The 20,163-nt window shown below is 29.0% G+C and carries 21 protein-coding genes; 2 read left to right on the plus strand and 19 right to left on the minus strand.

The genetic code is table 11. The features are described from left to right. Positions 1-81: 81 nt before the first annotated feature. The 17 genes from BR69_RS0104735 to BR69_RS0104815 all read right to left on the minus strand — a co-directional run bounded on the left by BR69_RS0104735 (position 82) and on the right by BR69_RS0104815 (position 16,897). Positions 82-1,389, minus strand: coding sequence for a pyrimidine-nucleoside phosphorylase (locus BR69_RS0104735; protein WP_027632160.1), 1,308 nt, complete (start codon positions 1,387-1,389; stop codon positions 82-84). 21 nt (positions 1,390-1,410) lie between these two features. Next, positions 1,411-2,229 carry a purine-nucleoside phosphorylase gene (locus BR69_RS0104740; protein WP_027632161.1) on the minus strand — a complete coding sequence of 273 codons (819 nt, stop codon included), beginning with the start codon at positions 2,227-2,229 and terminating at the stop codon, positions 1,411-1,413. A 30-nt stretch (positions 2,230-2,259) separates the two neighbouring features. Next, positions 2,260-3,435 carry a phosphopentomutase gene (locus tag BR69_RS0104745; protein WP_027632162.1) on the minus strand — a complete coding sequence of 392 codons (1,176 nt, stop codon included), beginning with the start codon at positions 3,433-3,435 and terminating at the stop codon, positions 2,260-2,262. Between the two features lie 18 nt (positions 3,436-3,453). Then, positions 3,454-4,332, minus strand: coding sequence for a site-specific tyrosine recombinase XerD (xerD, locus tag BR69_RS0104750; protein WP_027632163.1), 879 nt, complete (start codon positions 4,330-4,332; stop codon positions 3,454-3,456). A gap of 104 nt (positions 4,333-4,436) precedes the next feature. Then, positions 4,437-5,057 (minus strand): stage II sporulation protein M, encoded by a 621-nt coding sequence (gene spoIIM / locus BR69_RS0104755; protein ID WP_034849357.1) that lies wholly within the window; start codon positions 5,055-5,057, stop codon positions 4,437-4,439. A 78-nt stretch (positions 5,058-5,135) separates the two neighbouring features. Continuing rightward, a complete protein-coding gene (locus tag BR69_RS0104760; protein ID WP_027632165.1) occupies positions 5,136-5,654 on the minus strand; it encodes an NUDIX hydrolase in 519 nt (172 codons plus the stop codon). Between the two features lie 309 nt (positions 5,655-5,963). Next, positions 5,964-7,004 carry a S66 family peptidase gene (locus tag BR69_RS0104765; protein ID WP_027632166.1) on the minus strand — a complete coding sequence of 347 codons (1,041 nt, stop codon included), beginning with the start codon at positions 7,002-7,004 and terminating at the stop codon, positions 5,964-5,966. Between the two features lie 283 nt (positions 7,005-7,287). Beyond that, positions 7,288-7,941, minus strand: a complete 654-nt coding sequence (locus BR69_RS0104770; protein ID WP_027632167.1) for a DUF2935 domain-containing protein — start codon at positions 7,939-7,941, stop codon at positions 7,288-7,290. A 34-nt stretch (positions 7,942-7,975) separates the two neighbouring features. Then, a complete protein-coding gene (locus BR69_RS0104775; RefSeq protein WP_027632168.1) occupies positions 7,976-8,158 on the minus strand; it encodes a DUF2935 domain-containing protein in 183 nt (60 codons plus the stop codon). A gap of 231 nt (positions 8,159-8,389) precedes the next feature. Then, a complete protein-coding gene (locus BR69_RS19940) occupies positions 8,390-9,160 on the minus strand; it encodes a hypothetical protein (RefSeq protein WP_051623491.1) in 771 nt (256 codons plus the stop codon). 342 nt (positions 9,161-9,502) lie between these two features. Continuing rightward, positions 9,503-10,051: a SagB/ThcOx family dehydrogenase gene (locus BR69_RS19945; protein ID WP_051623492.1), complete on the minus strand. Its 549-nt coding sequence runs from the start codon at positions 10,049-10,051 to the stop codon at positions 9,503-9,505. 165 nt (positions 10,052-10,216) lie between these two features. Further along, the gene (locus BR69_RS0104790) at positions 10,217-11,449 is read right to left on the minus strand and encodes a malic enzyme-like NAD(P)-binding protein (protein WP_027632169.1); all 1,233 of its coding nucleotides are present in this window, start codon (positions 11,447-11,449) and stop codon (positions 10,217-10,219) included. 21 nt (positions 11,450-11,470) lie between these two features. Further along, the gene (locus BR69_RS0104795; RefSeq protein WP_034849360.1) at positions 11,471-12,901 is read right to left on the minus strand and encodes an aspartate ammonia-lyase; all 1,431 of its coding nucleotides are present in this window, start codon (positions 12,899-12,901) and stop codon (positions 11,471-11,473) included. 651 nt (positions 12,902-13,552) lie between these two features. Next, complete coding sequence (locus BR69_RS21955; RefSeq protein WP_162832170.1) at positions 13,553-13,696, minus strand: hypothetical protein; 144 nt, start codon at positions 13,694-13,696, stop codon at positions 13,553-13,555. 205 nt (positions 13,697-13,901) lie between these two features. Continuing rightward, positions 13,902-14,888, minus strand: a complete 987-nt coding sequence (locus BR69_RS0104805; RefSeq protein WP_027632171.1) for a D-isomer specific 2-hydroxyacid dehydrogenase family protein — start codon at positions 14,886-14,888, stop codon at positions 13,902-13,904. 54 nt (positions 14,889-14,942) lie between these two features. Beyond that, positions 14,943-15,977: a PTS sugar transporter subunit IIC gene (locus BR69_RS0104810; protein ID WP_027632172.1), complete on the minus strand. Its 1,035-nt coding sequence runs from the start codon at positions 15,975-15,977 to the stop codon at positions 14,943-14,945. Between the two features lie 101 nt (positions 15,978-16,078). After that, positions 16,079-16,897, minus strand: coding sequence for a MerR family transcriptional regulator (locus BR69_RS0104815; RefSeq protein WP_027632173.1), 819 nt, complete (start codon positions 16,895-16,897; stop codon positions 16,079-16,081). A gap of 1,425 nt (positions 16,898-18,322) precedes the next feature. Between BR69_RS0104815 and BR69_RS22140 the strand changes: the two genes are divergently transcribed. Together BR69_RS22140 and BR69_RS22145 are read left to right on the plus strand one after the other, a co-directional pair. Then, complete coding sequence (locus tag BR69_RS22140) at positions 18,323-18,526, plus strand: 2'-5' RNA ligase family protein (RefSeq protein ID WP_051623493.1); 204 nt, start codon at positions 18,323-18,325, stop codon at positions 18,524-18,526. Positions 18,527-18,533: 7 nt separating this feature from the next. After that, the gene (locus tag BR69_RS22145) at positions 18,534-18,863 is read left to right on the plus strand and encodes a 2'-5' RNA ligase family protein (protein WP_051623494.1); all 330 of its coding nucleotides are present in this window, start codon (positions 18,534-18,536) and stop codon (positions 18,861-18,863) included. 291 nt (positions 18,864-19,154) lie between these two features. Here the strand turns inward: BR69_RS22145 and BR69_RS21960 are convergent, their stop codons facing one another. Then, complete coding sequence (locus BR69_RS21960) at positions 19,155-19,322, minus strand: hypothetical protein (protein ID WP_162832171.1); 168 nt, start codon at positions 19,320-19,322, stop codon at positions 19,155-19,157. Positions 19,323-19,572: 250 nt separating this feature from the next. Then, positions 19,573-19,968, minus strand: a complete 396-nt coding sequence (locus tag BR69_RS0104830; RefSeq protein WP_027632174.1) for a hypothetical protein — start codon at positions 19,966-19,968, stop codon at positions 19,573-19,575. Between the last annotated feature and the right edge of the window lie 195 nt (positions 19,969-20,163).

Here is a 20,163-nt window from a genome sequence, read left to right on the forward strand (position 1 = left end):
TATATCTTTTCCATTTTTCATGAAATTATCACTAAAAATTTAAGAGAGCTATGAATTTTTAAAATTCATAGCTCTCTTTCTTTATTTATCCACTATACCGTATATAAGAGGAATATTATCCGTGTAATTTTTATTTATAACATAGCTTTTTATTATATTTTCTTTAGCTTTATTTATATTTGTTTCATCATTACTATGTATATAAGCTATTATATCACCTTTAGAAACCTTATCCCCTCTTTTTTTATTTAACATTATACCTACTGATAAATCAATGACACTTTCTTTAGTAGCTCTTCCTGCTCCTAGCTCCATTGCAATTAGCCCTATGGATTCAGAATGTATCTTCTCTACTACTCCTTCTTCTTCAGCAGTTACTGGAACTACATATTTGGCTTTAGGGAACTTACTAGTATCATCTATAAAGCTGTCATCTCCACCTTGAGCCTTTATAAATTCTTTGAATTTTTCCAAAGCCTTACCTGTTTTTATAGTATTATATAGCATATCTCTTGCTTCTTTCTCATCTTTTGCTTCCCCAGCTAAAACTACCATTTGACTTCCAAGAGTTAGGCAAAGCTCTTCAAGATCTTTAGGTCCCTTACCCTGAAGAGTTTCAATAGCTTCTTTAACTTCTAAAGCGTTTCCAACAGCAAGGCCTAATGGTTGATCCATATCAGAGATTACACCAATTGTATTTCTCCCAACATTTCTACCTATGCTAACCATTTCTTTAGCAAGATCAAATGCAGCCTCTTTAGTCTTCATAAAGGCTCCATCTCCTACTTTTACATCAAGAACTATACAATCTGCTCCAGCAGCTATTTTTTTACTCATTACACTAGCAGCAATTAAAGATATATTATCTACAGTAGCAGTAACATCTCTTAAAGCATAAAGTTTTTTATCCGCTGGCGCCAAATCACCTGTTTGACCAGCCACTGCTAGTTTTATAGTATTAACATTTTTAATAAAGTCTTCTTTTTCCATTTCCACTGAGAACCCTGGGAATGATTCTAGTTTATCTATAGTTCCTCCAGTATGGCCAAGTCCTCTTCCAGACATCTTTGCAACTGGTATATCGAGAGCGGCAACCATAGGTCCTAGAACTAACGTTGTAGTATCTCCAACTCCACCTGTACTATGCTTATCAACCTTTATTCCCTCTATCTCTGAAAGATCTAATATATCTCCTGAGTTAACTACAGACATAGTAAGTTCAGAGGTTTCTTTACTATTCATACCCTTAAAAAAGATAGCCATTAATAATGCTGACACTTGATAATCAGGTATTTCTCCCTTTGTATAGCCTTCTACAAAGTAGCTTATCTCTTCTTTAGTAAGCTCCTTACCATTTCTCTTCTTTAAAATTAAGTCATACATTCTCATTAAGTAATCACCCTCCTAAACTTATTTTATGTCCTTTATTATTTCTCCAACTAAGTTTATAAATTCTTTCTTTACTCTGCTTGAGGTTTCAATTACTTCTTCATGATTTAATGGTTGATCAAGAATTCCAGATGCCATATTAGTTATACATGAGATTCCAAGAACCTTAATACCACAATGATTAGCAGCCACTACTTCTGGAACTGTAGACATTCCCACAGCATCTCCACCTAAAATTCTTATCATTCTAACTTCTGCTGGAGTTTCATAAGATGGGCCAGAAGCCATAAAGTAAACTCCCTTTTTAACCTTTATTCCAAGGTTTTCTGCTTTACTTTCAGCTAAAGCTATAAGTTCTTTATTATAAGCTGATGACATGTCTGGGAATCTTGCTCCTATTTCCTCATAGTTTCTTCCTATTAATGGATTAACTCCACAATAATTTATATGATCGCTTATAATCATTAAATCTCCTGGTACATAATCAGTATTAACTCCACCAGCAGCATTAGTAACTATTATATTTTTAACCCCTAACTCCTTCATTATATAAACTGGAAGAATTAAATCTTCCATACTATTTCCTTCATAGTAGTGAAATCTTCCCTGCATCATAACTACTGATTTGTTATTATATTTACCAAACACAAATTGACCAGCATGACCATGTACTGTTGATTCTGGAAGATTAGGAACTTCTGAATATTTTATTATTACCTTATCATTAACATCATTAGCCATATCACCAAGACCTGATCCTAAGATAAGTCCTAAGGTAGGCTCCTCTTTTATTCTTCCTTTTATAAAACTTACACTCTCTTTTAACTTATTAATATCCATTTAAAGTCCTCCTTCTGTTATGTCAAAATATTATTTTCTAGCCTTATTATAAAAGCTTTCTCCATTTAAATCATTATTTATATTAAAGAATTCTAATATACTTTTTCCTATATCACAGAAAGAAGTTCTTGTTCCTATATCTGCATTTTCTTTAATTCCTTTTCCATAAGCAACTATAGGAATATACTCTCTTGAGTGATCTGTACTTTCTGTAGTTGGATCACATCCGTGGTCTGCTGTTATTATAAGAATATCTTCCTCTCCTAAGGCATCAATAATCTCTGGAAGTCTTTCATCAAATTCTTCCAAGGCCTTTCCATATCCTTCGGGATTATTTCTATGACCATAAACACTATCAAAGTCTACTAGGTTAGTGAAAATTAATCCATCTTTTTCTTCTCTCATATATTCTAGAGTTTTATCTACTCCATCCATGTTGTTTTTAGTATGAACTGCATGAGTTACACCTTTTTTATTAAATATATCCTCTATTTTACCAACTGCCATTACATTAAGGTTATTTTCCTTTAGGTATTCTAGCATAGTTTTATTAAATGGATCTAAAGCATAATCATGTCTATTAGAAGTTCTTGTATAATTTCCTGGCTCCCCTGTAAAAGGTCTTGCAATAACTCTTCCTACAGTTTTTTCACCAACAAGCATTGCTCTAGCAATTTCACACATCTTATAAAGTTCATCTAAAGGTATTATTTCCTCATGAGCAGCTATTTGAAATACACTATCTGCTGAAGTATATACTATAGGATAGCCTGTTTTAACATGCTCATCCCCTAATTCTTTTATTATTTCTGTACCAGAGGCAACTACATTGCCTAAAGTCTTTCTTCCAATTTTATTTTCAAACTCATCCATTATTTCCTTTGGAAAGCCATCAGGATAAGTATTAAGAGGTGTATCTAATATAACTCCCCCTATTTCCCAATGTCCAGTAACTGTATCTTTTCCTTTAGAAGCCTCCATAGCACGTCCAAAGGCGCCTTTACCATTAATGTTCTTTATATTAATATGATTTAATCCTTCTATATTGCCAATACCCAAAGACTCTAAATTTTTGATATTTAGTCCTCCATTAGCTTTCCAAGTATTCGCTAATGTATTACTACCTTCATCTCCATATAAATGTGCATCAGGTAATTCCCCGATTCCAACACTATCTAACACAATTAATACTGCTTTTTTACTCATATATATTCTCCTTTCATTTTACGCCCTAGGATGAGAATTCTTATATACTTCAGCTAATTTATTTTTCTTAGTTATATAGGAATATTTTTGAGTAGCTGATAAATCCACATGACCTAAGAGTTCTTGTAAGGACCTTATGTCTGCACCATTTTCTAATAAATGTACTGCAAAAGAGTGCCTTAGGGTATATAGGTTTATATCCTTATCTATTTTAGCTTCTTTAGCATATTCTTTAACTATCTTCCAAAAACCCTGCCTTGTCATTTTCTCTCCCCTTGAGTTAAAAAATAAAAATCTTCCTTTTACCCCTTCCATTTTACCTCTAATCACCATATAGTCCTCTATATAGCGTATGGCAACGGTTCCAAGGGGAATCATTCTCTCTCTGTCTTTATTACCCTTACATTTTATATATTGCTCTTTTATATTTACATCAAATAATGTAAGGTTTAAAAGCTCAGATACTTTCATACCAGTAGCATACATAATTTCTAACATGGTCTTATCTCTTAACCCTTTATAAGTATTTACATCTGGAGTATCTAAAAGTCTTTCAACTTCTTCAATAGTTAAGGTTTTTGGTATCTTAGTTTTAATTTTAGGAAGTTCATAATAGATTATAGGAGAATCATGTATATATCCCTTACTATATAGAAACTTATAAAAATTTCTAATAGCTACAATACTTCTATTAATAGAGGAATTAGAAAATTTTTTATCTACTCGACTTTGTATATAAGCATTTATAGTTATTTCATCTGCTATATTTATATCTTCATCTCTTTCTTTTACAAAGTCTATATATTTAAGTAAATCCCTTCTATATCCATCTAAGGTATTTTTACTTAATTGTTTTCCCTCTATATATTTAATATATTTATCTACCAGTGCATTCATAATAAATCTCCTATATAGGTTATTTTATGATAAAACTTATAAAGTATTTATCATAAATAATTTCGACATTTTTATTGAAAACCCTTCTCTTTTAATATACTCTTTTAAATTATATATTTTATTATATAAGGAACTATATACGCTTCTACTGTAGCTCCAATTAATATCATAGAAAAACTTATTGCTAAAAGATAGATATACATATGACTTCCTTTTGAATTATAAGGAGTTTTTACAAACTTACTCTTTAATTTACTCATAGCCATATCTGTAGAAAACACAGAAGTTACAAGAAGAGCCCCAATGTAAAAAATATTTTGGGGAATGACTGCTAATAATACGAATAAACCACCCTTTATTCCCATAGAGCTCATAATAAGCCCAGCACTAAAACCAATAGTAAAACCTTTTATAAGGTTTATTATTAGTATCACAGGAATTCCTACTATAATAATTCCCATTACAAATATAGCTACTATTAAAAGCCCATTATTTTTGAGTCCTTGAAATAATATTCCTTTACTATTTATAGTCATAGAACTAAAATCTTTCGTAAAGGATGTAAAATAGCCTGTTATATCAGATTTATATGTATCTCCCATGTAAAGCACTACGTAAATTCCAATAACAATACCTGTAAGTAGAAATAATATAGATCCAATATAAAACCATTTGTTATAGTTTATATATTTCCTAATGCTTAGAAAAAAATTCTTATCATTCATTAAAAAAATCCTCCCTATGTAATAATCATATCTATATCTATGATTATTAATGGGAGGATATGAGAAGTTTTTTATTATTTATATGTACATTAATGCAGCAATGGTCTTGCTATCTTCTATTTCACCGCTTTTTATCATTTCTTTAACTGTATTTATATTTACCTCACGAAGGTTTATAAATTCGTCATCATCTCCACCTTTAACTCCATTATATAAATCTTCTGCTTTAAATAAATATATATATTCATCACAAAATCCAGGAGCTGTAACAAACTTTCCAAGGTATGTGAAGTTTTTAGCCTTATATCCAGTTTCTTCTTCTAGCTCTCTTATTCCACAGTCCCTAGGATCTTCCCCTTTTTCAAGCTTTCCAGCAGGGATCTCTATAAGCATCTTGTCTATAGGTTTTCTAAACTGTTCTACTAATAATATAGTCTCTTTATCTTTAAATGCTAGTATTGCAACTCCCCCTGGATGTCTTACTATTTCTCTCTCACTTTCTAAACCATTAGGTAACTCAACCTTTTGCTTTATTAGTTTTATTATTTTTCCCTCATATATGGAATTTTCTTCAATAGTTTTTTCTGAAAAATTCAAATCATTCACCCTTCCCTTTTATATACAATGTAGTCATAGTAAATATATTCTTATATATCATATTTATAAATATTTTAATATATAAGTTGTAATATTAAAACTAAATTAGATTCACTTAACATTTCTTTAGCTATCAATAAGTAAAATGTAAATTATTTAATACAACCCATATAAGAAATTCATTTAATCAAAATATATAGGTAGTTTATACTGATTATTATATAATCAGTATAAACTACCTATATATTTTAAGTAAAGACTTACAATAACTTTTATTTTCTTTTATGTTATATTATCTTGAACTTATCTTTAGTTTACTGATGATTCTATTATACTAAAACTTATATCGTCACAATTAATTTCTGCCATCGCTCCATAAGGTAGAATCATGGTAGGAGCAGTATGTCCAAAATTCATATTATACATAATTGGTAAGTTAATAAGACCTAGTTCATCTCTAATAACCTTTAATATAACTTCCTTGTATTCCTCATAGTATAAGTTATCATAAGGTTTTCCAAATATTATCCCTTTAACATTTTGAAGTATTTCTAAGGAACCATAGTTTCTTAGCCAATATTCTAAGTGCTTAGGACTTGGTTTCTCTTCTGAAGTTTCTAAAAACAGTATTGTATCTTTCCACTCATCAATGGATGGCCATATTTTAGTACCTTTGATCATTTCTAGAACCTCAACACATCCCCCAATAAGTCTTCCTTTAACTTTTCCTTTTCCTTGTAAAAGTTCATATCCACTATTATCCTTGATTTTTCTTTTTATATTTTTATTTTTCTCTTCCCAAGGTAAATGTTCACTTGTCCAAATTGGTGATGCCTCAATGGTTCCAATTGTAGAACTATCAAATAAAACTTTGTGAATCCAATGCTTAGTATAATCAAACATCTCTACATTCTCTGCAAATTCCGCAAGAATAGAAGGTCCATAAAAAGTAGATAATCCTGCCTTATAACAAATCATATGAGTTACAGTAGTATCAGAATAACCAATAAATATTTTAGGATTTTCCTTTATAACATCAAAATCTATATAAGGAAGCATTCTAACACTTTCTTCCCCTCCAATACAAGAAAATATAGCTTTAATAGATTTATCTTTAAAGGCTTCCATTAAATCATCAGCTCTTTTTTTAGGATTATTATATAAGTAATTAGAGCCTTTTAATGTATGTGGCATTTCAACAACGCTTAACCCAAATAGTTTTTCTAATCTCTCTTTTCCTACTTTGTATCTCCACAATATGTTTTTATCTCCAGCTCCTCCCCAAGATAAGCTTACAGTTGCAACCTTATCCCCTATTTTTAATTTTTCTGGTCTTATTAACTCCATTATCTCCCCCCCTTATTCTATGTCCTAATTTAATATACTGTAATATAAAAAATTGTTTTTCTTATAGTGGTAAAATACGTTTACTTTCTATATATTGTATCATATCTTTTTAGGAATATAGGATATATTTCCATATTAATTTGTTGCAGTAAAAGTAATTTTCTATTAATAAAATTACTATATCATATAACTTAGACATAAAAACTCTAAGGTCTTAAAATGTGATTACTCACCAAGTGATAGGTAATATTTTAATTTAAAATAGATTTTAGAAAATTTCATTATCTTAATAAAAATCATTTATATACTCTTCCCCAAAAGGCATATCTGAGTATTCAATCTCAAAATAACTTGTATCTTTAGTAAGAATATAATTTAATACTCCAATAAAATACCCAGCTTCACGAGTCTGATGATCTACAAACCTAGTAGATAACACACCTAGTGACTCAAAGTCATGTATCATAGACCTAACACTTAATAAATGACTTTTATATTCTTTAATAAGAGTTAAACTTTGTCTAACTAGATACATTAAAGATGGTATAGGCTTCTCAGCTGCTGGAGTCAAAGATTTAAGAATTTCCACTGATGATGGTATCTCTGGAACTGGCTCTAAACTCATCATAGAAACAAGGAGTCTTGCTTTATTAAGAAGATATGAAAATTGTTGTGCAAAATCTTGGGCTTTTTTTATAGGTCCAAATTCGTAGGGGTCAGCCCAATGCATTATAAACATAGAGTGCTCAAATGTCTGCCTAAGCCAGAAGACAAGTTCATATAGTATTTCTCTATTCCCCATCTCCTCTGGAGTTTCCTCACTAATTAACTTAAGATAATATTGATTTTCTTTAACAAGATGGTCTCGAAATGCAGGATAGTCATTGGCTACCAGGTGTTCCGTCAATTGAGATAGTAATAATTCATTTGAAAAACTCATAAAATCTATTACTAATGGACGAACTTTTTGAAAATTAAGCTCCCCCCTTTTGAGCTAACCTATCAAAAGTTTGAAATTCTTGATGATAATACAATGCCTTTTCTGATTCCTTTAACTGCTCTACTGTTAAATTTTTTCTTACAAAAAGAGCATGATCAGCTATATCCCTCATCCAGAAACGTTGAATTATATTCATTTTTCTTAAGGTTCCATCCATAATATTTGCCTCCTTAGATAAAATTTTACCATCTTTATATTATGGTTAAAATAGCATCTAATATACCAATTAGTTTATTCAATGCTTTACCATTGAGATTATCTATATAAAAAAAGTAGTCTGTATATTTAATTTTACAAACTACTTTTTAAAACAAACACATAAAAACTATTCTATTTTATATACTTTACCAGTTATTATCTTTAATTCCTTAGAGAATAATTAATATACTTATCTCGGAGGTCTACATTTACTACAAGGACCATAGGAAGCCTTGGCTTTTTCTAAAGAAACCTGAGTTGCATTTTTAGCATCCATATTTCCACAATTAGGTTTAGAATGATATTTCCCTCTATTTTTAGGTAACCAAACCATAGTATTTTGATTACCACTATTAACATTATTATTCTTACTACTGTTACTATTACTATTACTATTACCAGCGTAGGATGATTTTGATGCCTCTTGAGCTTTAGCATTCTTTTCTTCTTGTACTTTTTGCTTCTCCTCAAGTTCCCTCTTTTTTGTCTCTTCCTCTAACCTCTTTTTCTCTTCTTCCTGTAGTTTTTGTTCCTCTTCTTTTTTCTTTTGCTCTTCCTGTAATTTTTCTTCTTCTGCTTTTTTCCTTTCTTCCTCAATTTTTAATCTTTCTTCTTCTGCTTTTTTCTTCTCCTCTTCCTCTTTAATCTTTTTATCATCTTCTTTAATTTCTTTCTTTGCTAGATTTTTTTGTGCTGATAATTTCACGTCTTCTTTTTTATCAGATGCAAATCCTAAACCAACCCCAGCCACAAACATAAATACTAATGGAATTCCAATAAGTACTTTTAAAGGTTTAGAAAGTCTTCTAGTCTTCTTATTTTTTTTAAATAGATAATAAGCTAAATACATAGTTTCAGCTAAAATTACTATTCCACCTAATACTCTAGAAATACCTATTAATATAAACGTTATAACAATAATTGTAGGTATAAATAGACACTTATTCTTAAAAAAATTCATACAAATCCCCCTCAAAACGTTTCCAGAAGGTATTTTAACAAATTTTTAACATTTATTCAACTTTATTATCCTATATTAGGGATTTCCACAAAGAGTTCTATATATATTGGTAACATTTTATATTTTATTATGAGATTTAAATAACTTAATATAGTAAATACTAAAAACATTTTTACTTGCAGTCATTTTTACAAGAAAATTTACAACAAAAAACTATGCTTAAATTTAGTTTCTGTATAGTTTTTTACATGATATTCTTATATCGTTGAACAATATAAGAATATTATGACCTAACTATTTGTAAAAGTTAGGATTTATACGAGCATCTGGGTATCTATCTACCTAATTTTTTTCTTCAGATAAAACATATCCCACAGATGAGCATAAAACAGTAAATTCATCTATGCCATCAACGCCTATAAGTTCGTCTGATTTTTCCTGATAATAACCACCTATTGCACAGCATCCACATCCTAAGGCTTCAGCAGCTAAATATAATTGATGGGATATATAACCTAATTCCAAAAGCATATTTTTATGTGCGGTGTCACGCCCTAACCACTCACCTTTATATGGTGTACATGCCCAGAAGAAAACAACTGCGGCTTTAGATGTATAACTTTGATTTTGACTTGGATTTGTAAATGTATCAGCAATTCTGTCTTGCAAATCTTTTACACTCTTTAAAAAAACAATTTGGTGTGATAGTGGTAAGTATCTCCATATGCCATTTTCAACTCCTTCTACATTAAATATAGAAAGATATGTTTCATATGAATTTCCAGCTACGGCTACTGGTCGTAAATAGTTTCTGCCACCGTCCTTTACATACCTACGATAGCCACCTATTACCTTTTTAACTCCTTGTGTACACCATAAGAGAAACGACAATTCAAATATTGATATACTTTATGCTATAAATAACTTTAAGTGATTGATATAAGCCAAAATAAAAGAGTGCAAAAATTGTTTGCACTCAAATATTATTGTATTTTTAATATCTCGCACTCTTTAAGTAAACCCGTCAAGCCTTACTACAGAGATTTTTATTATATTTTAATTAATATCCAAAAGTTTTTTTGTATGATTTTCTACCATTTCAGGAGTAATATCTTTTTTTCTAGCAACTCCTGTTTCAATAGCTGCTTTTGCTACAGCTGCTGCTACCTTTGGTGCTATTCTTAAATCAAAGGCTTCTGGCATTACATAACTAGGATTTAATTCCTCCTCTGATACAGTAGAAGCTATAGCATAAGATGCTGCAATTTTCATTTCATCATTTATTTCAGAAGCTCTTACATCCAGTGCTCCTCTAAATATTCCTGGAAATGCAACTACATTATTAACTTGGTTTGGAAAATCTGATCTTCCTGTACAAACCACCTTAGCTCCTGCTTTTAAAGCTATATCTGGTAATATTTCAGGATTTGGATTAGCCATAGCCATAATAATAGAATCCTTATTCATAGAATGTACCATTTCTTCTGTTACACAATTAGCAACTGATACTCCTAAGAACACATCTGCTCCTTTTAATACATCCCCTAAAGAACCTTTTCTCATAGTTTTATTAGTTATTTCAGATATTTCATTTTTATATTTATTCATTCCCTCAGCTCTACCTTTATATATGGCTCCCTTAGTATCACATAAAATAACTTCCTTAGCTCCTATACTTAAAAGAAGCTTTGTTATAGCTATCCCCGCTGCTCCAGCTCCATTTACAACTACCGTAATATCCTTAAAACTTTTATTAACAACCTTTAGAGCATTGATAAGACAAGCTACTGAAACTACAGCAGTTCCATGTTGATCATCATGAAATATAGGAATACTTGTCTCTTTCTTAAGTCTTTCTTCTATTTCAAAACATTCTGGTGCTTTAATATCTTCTAAATTTATTCCCCCAAAGGTAGGTTCCATAAGCTTTACTGTTTCTACTATCTTATCTACATCTTTTGTATTTAAACAAATAGGAAAAGCATCAACTCCACCAAAAGCTTTAAATAACACAGCCTTTCCTTCCATAACTGGTAGTCCTGCTCCTGCTCCAATATCTCCAAGTCCAAGTACTGCTGTACCGTTAGTTACTACAGCTACCCAGTTTCCCCTTGAAGTATAATCATATATTGTATCAGGATTTTTATTAATTTCAAGACATGGTTCTGCAACTCCAGGAGTATAAGCTAGAGTTAAATCATCACTGGTTTTAACAGGCACTTTACACTTTAATTCAATTTTCCCCTCATTGTCCTTATGAAATTTTAAAGCTCTCTCTTTTAAATTCATAATTAATATACCACCCTTCTATTATTTTAAAATATTAAGTTCTCTTAAGATGCCAGGCTTTGTCATGGCAGAAACATCTAAAACTTCATTAAGTTCTTTTTCTCCCATTATCCCCTCATTTAATATTAGTTTCCTTATAGGTTCTTTCGTTTTCATAGCTTTTTTAGCTATATTAGCTGCCTCTTTGTAACCTATATATGGGCATATAGCTGTGACTATACCAATACTATTTTCAACTAAATCCTCACATCTTCTTTCATTAGCTGTTATTCCGTCAATACAATTATTAACAAAGGTTTCTACCCCGTTTGTTAGTGTCTCTATTGATTGAAATAAGTTGTAAAATATAATAGGTTCAAATGCATTTAATTCTAACTGTCCAGCCTCTACTGCCATAGTTATTGTCATATCATTTCCTATAATATTAAAAGCAATTTGATTTATAACTTCTGGTATTACAGGGTTAACCTTTCCAGGCATTATTGAAGATCCATTCTGTTTTGGTGGAAGATTTATTTCTCCAAAACCGGTTCTTGGTCCAGAGGACATTAATCTTAAATCATTAGCTATTTTTGATAAATTAACAGCTGCAGTCTTAATGGTAGAAGATACTTCTAAAAAAGCATCCAAATTTTGTGTTCCATCTATTAAGTCCTCACATTGAGTTAAATCAATGCCTGTTACTTTGCTAAGAATAGGAACAATCCTAGTCTCATACTCCTCATCTGCTGTAATCCCTGTTCCTATTGCTGTAGCACCCATATTTACATATCTTAAACTTTCCATTGATCTTTTAATTCTATTAATATCTCTCTTTATTACAGCGCTATAGGCTCCAAACTCTTGTCCTAATCTAATAGGAACTGCATCCTGCAACTGAGTTCTACCCATTTTTACAACATGATGGAATTCCTCAGATTTTATTTTTAGTGAATTATGTAAAGTTTCTAGAGTTTTTAAGGCCTTTGTAAGAAGCTTTAGAGTAGTTATTTTTCCTGCTGTAGGTATAATATCATTAGTAGATTGTCCCATATTTACATGATCATTAGGATGTACAATATTATATTCTCCCTTTTCTCCACCTAAAATTTCAATGGCTCTATTGGCAATTACTTCATTTGCATTCATATTCATAGATGTTCCTGCTCCACCTTGGATAGGATCTGTTATAAATTCTTCGTGAAATTTTCCACTAATTATTTCATCTGCAGCTTTAACTATAGCTTGTTCAATATTTTTATCTAAAAGTCCTATTGATCCATTGGCCAATGCTGATGCCTTCTTTGTTTCTGCAAGACTTCTTATAAATTCTTCATGAATTCTACTTCCTGTTATTCTAAAGTTTTCTACAGCTCTTAAAGTTTGAACACCATAATATGCCCCAATTGGTATTTCTCTTAAGCCTATAGAATCACTCTCCACTCTAAACTCACTACTTTTTCTATACTCCATAAATATTACCCCCTATACTAGTAAAACACTTAGTATGATTTTTCAGTTTCATTTTAGCTCTTATAATAAGTAAAATCAACAAGATTTTGCAAGATTTTTTTCATATATTTTTGATATTATGGCAGTATTGCAAGTTTTGATTTAATTTTAATGCAGTTATTTTGATGCTGTATTAATTTAACTAAGTCTTTTTATGATTTTTAGGTTTAATTCATGAATTTTTTGAATAATCACTTTAATATTCACAGCAATTTTATTAACTATTTATTCATATTTATCTTTAGAATCCTTTTATAACAAGAATTTTTAAGTTTCTATTTTATTAATATAACTTTAGAGTCATTTACAACCTATTAGTTTATATTTAATTATCTAAATTAAATATAATGAAATATTATATTCATTTACAAGTAAATATGTTAAATTTATGAAACTCCTTTACTTGTATTAACATATACCACAAATATCCACTTAACAGAAATATCTATTATTGACTTGTGTTGCTTTAGCCAGATGGATAAATTAACTTTAAAACTTAAAGCCCTATAACATTAAATTTATAAATCTCTCATATAAAAAATCCAGTATATAAGTTTATTTAAAAAGAAACTTATATACTGGATTTAACATTGAATAATTATCATACTGCTCTTAATTACTATTTTTCTTTTTTATAGGATTATATTTTGAGGTGTTTTTTTCTTCAGGATTTATATAATCATAATCACCATTTTCTGTTTTTTTTAGTCCTAATGATGCCATTTGTTTTTTAGTAACCCTACGTTTATTCGTCATATATACCACTCCTTCTATAATGTTAGAATCACCATAGACAAGAAAATTATTCTTATTTATTAAAAAAGATATGTTTAAGCACTGGATTATAAAATAAGTTATTAAAATTATCCTTTATTTATGGGTGATAAATCCTATAAAAAAATAGACATCCTAAAGTAATATTATAGATTACTTTAAGGATGTCTATTCTTAACTTTATTTGTTACCCATTAATTTGCCAAGGGCTATTATCATTTAATAAGAATGAATGTAAGCTCTTTAATCCAAGTTCAACCATGTCACTAACTGCTTGATCTGTATAGAAAGCAAAGTGAGGAGTTAATATTACATTAGGTAGGTTCTTTAATATGGATAATTCATCATGATTTACGCCTTTGAAACGACAATCACTATGGAATATTCCTAATTCATGCTCTATAACATCAAGACCTGCCCCTCTAATTTTACCACTCTTTAATCCTTCTATAAGTGCAGTTGTATCTATTAATTCTCCACGAGAAGTATTTATTATCTTTACTCCATCCTTCATTTTAGCAATATTTTCTTTATTTATTAGATGATAGTTGCTATCAAATAATGGAGCATGTAGTGTTATGATATCTGATTTACTTAATAATGTATCTAGATCAACATATTCAACATACTTTTTCATTTCCTCATTTGGATATAGATCATAAGCAAGTATTTTACAACCAAAGCCTGTAAAGTTTTTAACAACAACTTGTCCAATAGCTCCTGTTCCAATAACTCCTACTACTTGATTACGTAATTCATTTCCCATAAGTCCACCTAATGTGTAATCATGACCTTGGCTTCTTTTTATTGATTCTATAACTCTACGGTTTAGCATTAATGCAAGCATTGTTGCAAAGTCAGCAACTGAATTTGGAGAATATTTTGTATTACTTACCTTTATTCCAAGCTCCTTAGCTGCTTCTAAATCTATGTTATTAAATCCAGCACTTCTTGTAGCTAAATACTTAACTCCACTTTTACTTAACTTTTCTAGGACCTCTCTTTGAGCATTACAGTTACCTAATATTGTAACACCCTCTACCCCCTCTGATAAATGTGCATTTTCAGGAGATAAACTTTCTTTTACATAAGTAACATCTAATTTTAATTCCTTTGAAAATTTTTCAAAAGCCTCAGCCTCATCTGGTCTACATGCATATGCAACAACTCTCATTATAAAATTCCTCCTATGTTATTTATATTTTATAGATTATCCAAATCCTACATATTATTTAAATTCTATTAAATAATCTTCTTCTTTAACTATTTTTAGTACATTCATAAATAAGTATTTAAATACAAAGCTTAATACAAATGGTACTATTATAAACATAACTACAGTAGCTATTAAGCTTCCAGTGCTATATCCTGCAATATTTAAATGATTTATAGGTCCTATTAATCCACTAACACCAAATCCAGCACTCATTGGTGTACCTTGGATACCCTGGAATCCACCTAAAGCTCCAACTACCGCTGCATTTGCAATTATAGGTAAAATAATTGCAGGTTTCTTAACAAAGTTTGCTAATTGCATTTTTGGCGAACCTAATACATGAGCTAATGAAGTTCCCATTCCATTTACTTTAAATCCAGCTATTGCTAATCCAAAACCAGCTGCACATATTCCAAGGTTAGCAGTTCCTGAACCGATTCCTCCTAGTGATATTGCCATTGCAACACCTACAGTAGATACTGGTGAAACTATTAATATAGCAAAAGTAACTGCTGTAAATATTCCCATTAACACTGGTTGTAATGTTGTAAACATATTAACCATCTCGCCTAAGTAGCCTGTTAATGAAGATACATAAGGTAGAATTTGTAGTCCAATAAACCCTACTCCTGTTATTACTAGAGTTGGAACACAAAGCATTGTGTAAGCTTTTAGTTTATTACCAATATAAAGTATTATTATTACTGCTAATGCTGCTGTTATACCAGCATTTATTACATCTCCCATTCCATTGAATTGAAGAATCTTTCCATTGACCTTTAAAGCTCCTGAACCTATCATTGTAGTTATTGCTAAAGTTCCTGATTGAATAGGAGACATTTTAAATTGCATTGCTATGCAAAGGCCCATTATTATAGTTAATAAACTACTAGCCATCTTAGTAATATCTACTACAGCTTGTAAGTCTAAAGCCTTTCCTAATTCTCCTAATAAAGCGGAAGGTATTAATGCAACTACAATTCCTATACTCATACCTGTAAGAATTTTATTGATAAAATCTTTTGCGTTAATTTTATTTTCTGCCATTACCTAAGCACTCCTAACTTTATTTTTTTTTTAACAATCTAAATGTAATCCCTGACCCAAGGTCATTGTCAATAATAATTTTTTCACAATAATAAAACCTATTATTTCACCTTTATTTGAATCTCAGACACCATATCTTCTACTGACTTAGTAAAAGTATAATCAATTAATGAATATTCATATATATTTCCATCTACTTCATATCCATTTTGATCTATCCATTTTAAAAGATATGTTAATGCCTCCTCATTGTAATATCCGCCATCCTTATACATACATATATATTTACCATCTTCAACAATACTTTGACCCTCTATATTAAAGTTATCTGGGAGACTTATAAATGCTCCTGAATTATATGTAAACCCTTCTTTTATTCCCTCTTTAAAATAAATAGTTCCATACTCCTTATGAGAAAATAAATTTAAATCTTGAAGATGTTTCAGTGCCCTTCTATAAGTTAGCATAATCTCTTCTTTTGTAACTTCTCCCCTGCACCTTAAGTGAAATATTTTTCTTTCAGGAAATATTTTAATGGATGGTTTATACAAATCTCTTTTATCAAGATTTTTTGCTCCCTTATAAAAATCCATTAAATACTCAATACTTCTATGAATTTCTTTAAGACTCTCAATTTCTTTAACAATCTCCTTATTTCTATTTGATAAAGCTTCTATGGTTAAATTATGTTCTCTGTTGTCTAAAAGACTTTTTATTTCCTTTAAAGAAAATCCAATCTTTTTTAAATATACAATTTGCTTTAGAACTGGAAATTCCTGAATATCATAGTATCTATAATTATTCACTTCATCCACATATTTGGGTTTAAAAAGACCAATTTTATCGTAATATATTAGTGTTTTCTTTGATATATTATGCATTTCTGCTACTTCATTTATTTTATATTTTTTACTATCCACAATTTGCCTCCCTAAACTGTACCCTTACTTCATCCTTTTGCCTGATAATCTATTAATTTTACTTTGAAATCCTTAATATAATTAAAATAGACAATGTTAATATATTAATTTATTAAAATCAGCCTAATTATTATATTATTTTCAAAGTTTATATTTATTAATTTTTAGTTTTAAATAAAAGTCTTATTTCTTATTTATATAAAACAAGTTAATCTTTAAGTTTTTTATAAAAAAAGAAGTTGTAATTATACAACTTCTTTTAATGATATACCGATAAATAGGAATTTATAAAAAATACTTATCTATAAAAAATATATTACTATAATATAGGTTCTTCCTATTAAGACTTAACTCATACATGCTATAACTACTAAAAATTATATATTTTAATCATTATATAAAATAAACCTTCAGTAGAAAAAACTATATTAATTTTTACTATGTAAATTTAGCTTTATATTAAAATCAAACTTAAGAAATCTTATAGAAATTTTTTAATAGTGTTTTATTATAATTCCTAATATCCTAAATACTTATCTCATCATTAGTTGTATATAAAAATAACTTATAACATTAAACTTATCTATTCCAATAAAAAACCTATATCTCATCTTTTTTATTTAGAGCACTATATATTTTAATTCTAGTACATTATAACATATTATATTAAATAAATAAGGCTTTTTATTAGAATCTACTATCTTTTAATAATAAATATCCTAAACTTAACTATATTGTTAATCATAGTATAGTATTAGTATCTATTAAACTATAAGTTAAAGAAGCTATTCTAAATAACATTATTATTATTATTAGACTAAACAAATAATTTTATGTAGACTCTTAGCTTACCTTATATAAAATCTTTATTATAAGAATTTATATTATACACTTCATTTAAAATCTATCTATTGATTTAAATTTTAAAATCTATAATATAAATTTAAAGGGATACCCATATAAATGAGTATCCCTTTGGCTGTAACCACAAGTTTGTATAATCCCTATGTAGCCACTCGCCTTATTCTATAGTTTATATAATAGCATATATAAATTATAAGATTGTATACTTATAATAAATACCTAATAAATTTTTACGGGTTTTTATTTTCAATCTTAAGTTTTTTTAAATTTAAAAATCTATATTCTAAATGTAGAGTAATCTTCAGTACTCATCTATATTTTAGAACCAGTAGTAGATATAATTCTTAACATTTTATCTACAGTATATTCCTATACTTTTAATTATCTTTAGTAAATATAAATACCTCCCCATTTCCTTGGAAATAAATTACAATCGTTATGTAATAGGAACTTAAAAATATATATTTAATAAGGAGTCAATATTTATCTGATTATATTCAATATATTGTAAGTTATGTTATAATAATTATTCAAAATACATAAAAAAGGAGGATCATTAAATTGAACTATAATATGAAGAAAAGGACTATAATGATATTTCCACAATTTAAAAATGTTAATATTATAGATGATATAAGAAAAAAATATGATCCCCTTGCTAATAATGTTAGACCATATATTACTTTGGTATTTACATTTGAAAGTAATCTTACATCAATTGAACTTAAAGAGCATTTGAAAAAAGTTCTTAGTAAGTCCGTTTAGATTAACTATGAATCATATAATAAAAATAGACAATCCTTTAGGAATGTATATATTTTTAGTCTCAAAAGAAGGAATTGAAGATATAAAAACACTTAGTTCAAAGTTATATACAGGAATTTTAGAACCCTATAAACCTGAGTGGCTAAATGAAAAGACATTCCTGCCTCATATGACGATGGGAAATTTTACTTCAAAATATGATTTGGATAAGGCTTTTGAAGATGTTAGTGTTATTCAAGAAAGCTTTACTACAATGGTAAACAAAGTTTTTGTTGAAATTATTCATGAGAATGAGGACTCTATTATTGATATTGAAGTAAATTTAAGTAATGATTAAGTCAAATTCTAAATAAAATCTTAAGTGGCTTTCACAGAAAGAATAAAAAAGCACAATATAGTGTATTATATTTTTAAAGTCTAATACAACATATTGTGGTTAGATTTATTAATATGACATCCCCTTTTATATATAATTTCAACATAATGCTAGAGCATAACCTAATAAAAATATAATTAATCTTTCTTTTATTAAATACTATATGACTTCTCATAGAAATAAACACTGTAGTTTTTTTAAGGCTTCTCTATAAAATAATTTACCACTATAAGAGCTTACCTATAATAATACTTACAAAATCCCCCTCTCTTTATCAGATAATACAATCAATAAGGTGGCTAAGGGACCTAAAAATAAAGATGCAATAAACCAATTAATCCCTGACTTATTTTTTCCTTGTGCTAATCCCGCATTAATTAATGCCAAAGTCCCCCAACCAATATAGTACCCTCCATCCATTTATAATCACCTCATATATAAAATATCTACTAATAAACACAGTACCATATTTTTACACATCCTACTACTACTTCTAAGATATTAATGATTTAATTTTTTTAGAGATAGTTAATTAAATGCATTTCCTTGGAAATAAATTACAATCTTTTCCCTAGAAACTTAATAAAATCTTTATAATACTTTACTAAAATACACGTATTTTTTCTATAAAAGTAATAAGCGATACAGTATGATTCTGTATCGCTTATTACTATTGTCCTAGTCTTCTTCTATATATACCTATAGTTGATTCTTCTTTTATCTTTGTAGATACATTACTTTTATTTAAACACTCTTTAAAATCTCTCCTGAGAATTTCATTTGCTATAACAATAGCTCCAGGTATTAAAGACATCCCACTAGCAATAGCCCCTGAAATTGTAGGCCATGCTTCTTCTCCAGCCTTACGAGCACAAGAATGAATCATTTCTTCCTCCTCTTTTGAGGTTTCTGGATAATAATATTTAATAAAAACTTCTACTTCCCTTCTTCTTTCCTTTATACAAGGTATATCATAAATAGTTCCCAAAGGTCCCTGGTGCTTACATGTTGATGAATAGGGCTCTAGATATGAGTATTTACCTAGTATGTTTTCACTGCTTTTCATACTACACCTCTTGTAAAATAATTCAATAGTATAATATGCTATAGCTTTATTAACTGTTAATAATAGTAATAAATTATTTTCAGTTATATAGAACTTACTCACACCTATTTATTAGTATAAGTGCATTTAATACTTTATTAATAAATAAGTGTGAGTTTAAAAATGAATTTTTATTTATTACAAATTTCCATGTTT

This window comes from Clostridium hydrogeniformans DSM 21757, assembly GCF_000686705.1.
GTDB lineage: Bacteria > Bacillota > Clostridia > Clostridiales > Clostridiaceae > Clostridium_Z > Clostridium_Z hydrogeniformans.

Coding starts and splice junctions, on each gene's coding strand:
- BR69_RS21960 (WP_162832171.1), bottom strand. CDS start 19,322: ATGGATGGAGGGTACTATATTGGTTGGGGGACTTTGGCATTAATTAAT.
- BR69_RS0104830 (WP_027632174.1), bottom strand. CDS start 19,968: ATGAAAAGCAGTGAAAACATACTAGGTAAATACTCATATCTAGAGCCC.
- BR69_RS19940 (WP_051623491.1), bottom strand. CDS start 9,160: ATGAATTTTTTTAAGAATAAGTGTCTATTTATACCTACAATTATTGTT.
- BR69_RS0104770 (WP_027632167.1), bottom strand. CDS start 7,941: ATGAGTTTTTCAAATGAATTATTACTATCTCAATTGACGGAACACCTG.
- BR69_RS0104795 (WP_034849360.1), bottom strand. CDS start 12,901: ATGGAGTATAGAAAAAGTAGTGAGTTTAGAGTGGAGAGTGATTCTATA.
- spoIIM (WP_034849357.1), bottom strand. CDS start 5,057: ATGAATGATAAGAATTTTTTTCTAAGCATTAGGAAATATATAAACTAT.
- BR69_RS0104790 (WP_027632169.1), bottom strand. CDS start 11,449: ATGAATTTAAAAGAGAGAGCTTTAAAATTTCATAAGGACAATGAGGGG.
- BR69_RS21955 (WP_162832170.1), bottom strand. CDS start 13,696: ATGACGAATAAACGTAGGGTTACTAAAAAACAAATGGCATCATTAGGA.
- BR69_RS0104740 (WP_027632161.1), bottom strand. CDS start 2,229: ATGGATATTAATAAGTTAAAAGAGAGTGTAAGTTTTATAAAAGGAAGA.
- xerD (WP_027632163.1), bottom strand. CDS start 4,332: ATGAATGCACTGGTAGATAAATATATTAAATATATAGAGGGAAAACAA.
- BR69_RS0104775 (WP_027632168.1), bottom strand. CDS start 8,158: ATGGATGGAACCTTAAGAAAAATGAATATAATTCAACGTTTCTGGATG.
- BR69_RS0104805 (WP_027632171.1), bottom strand. CDS start 14,888: ATGAGAGTTGTTGCATATGCATGTAGACCAGATGAGGCTGAGGCTTTT.
- BR69_RS0104745 (WP_027632162.1), bottom strand. CDS start 3,435: ATGAGTAAAAAAGCAGTATTAATTGTGTTAGATAGTGTTGGAATCGGG.
- BR69_RS0104735 (WP_027632160.1), bottom strand. CDS start 1,389: ATGAGAATGTATGACTTAATTTTAAAGAAGAGAAATGGTAAGGAGCTT.
- BR69_RS22145 (WP_051623494.1), top strand. CDS start 18,534: ATGAATCATATAATAAAAATAGACAATCCTTTAGGAATGTATATATTT.
- BR69_RS0104810 (WP_027632172.1), bottom strand. CDS start 15,977: ATGGCAGAAAATAAAATTAACGCAAAAGATTTTATCAATAAAATTCTT.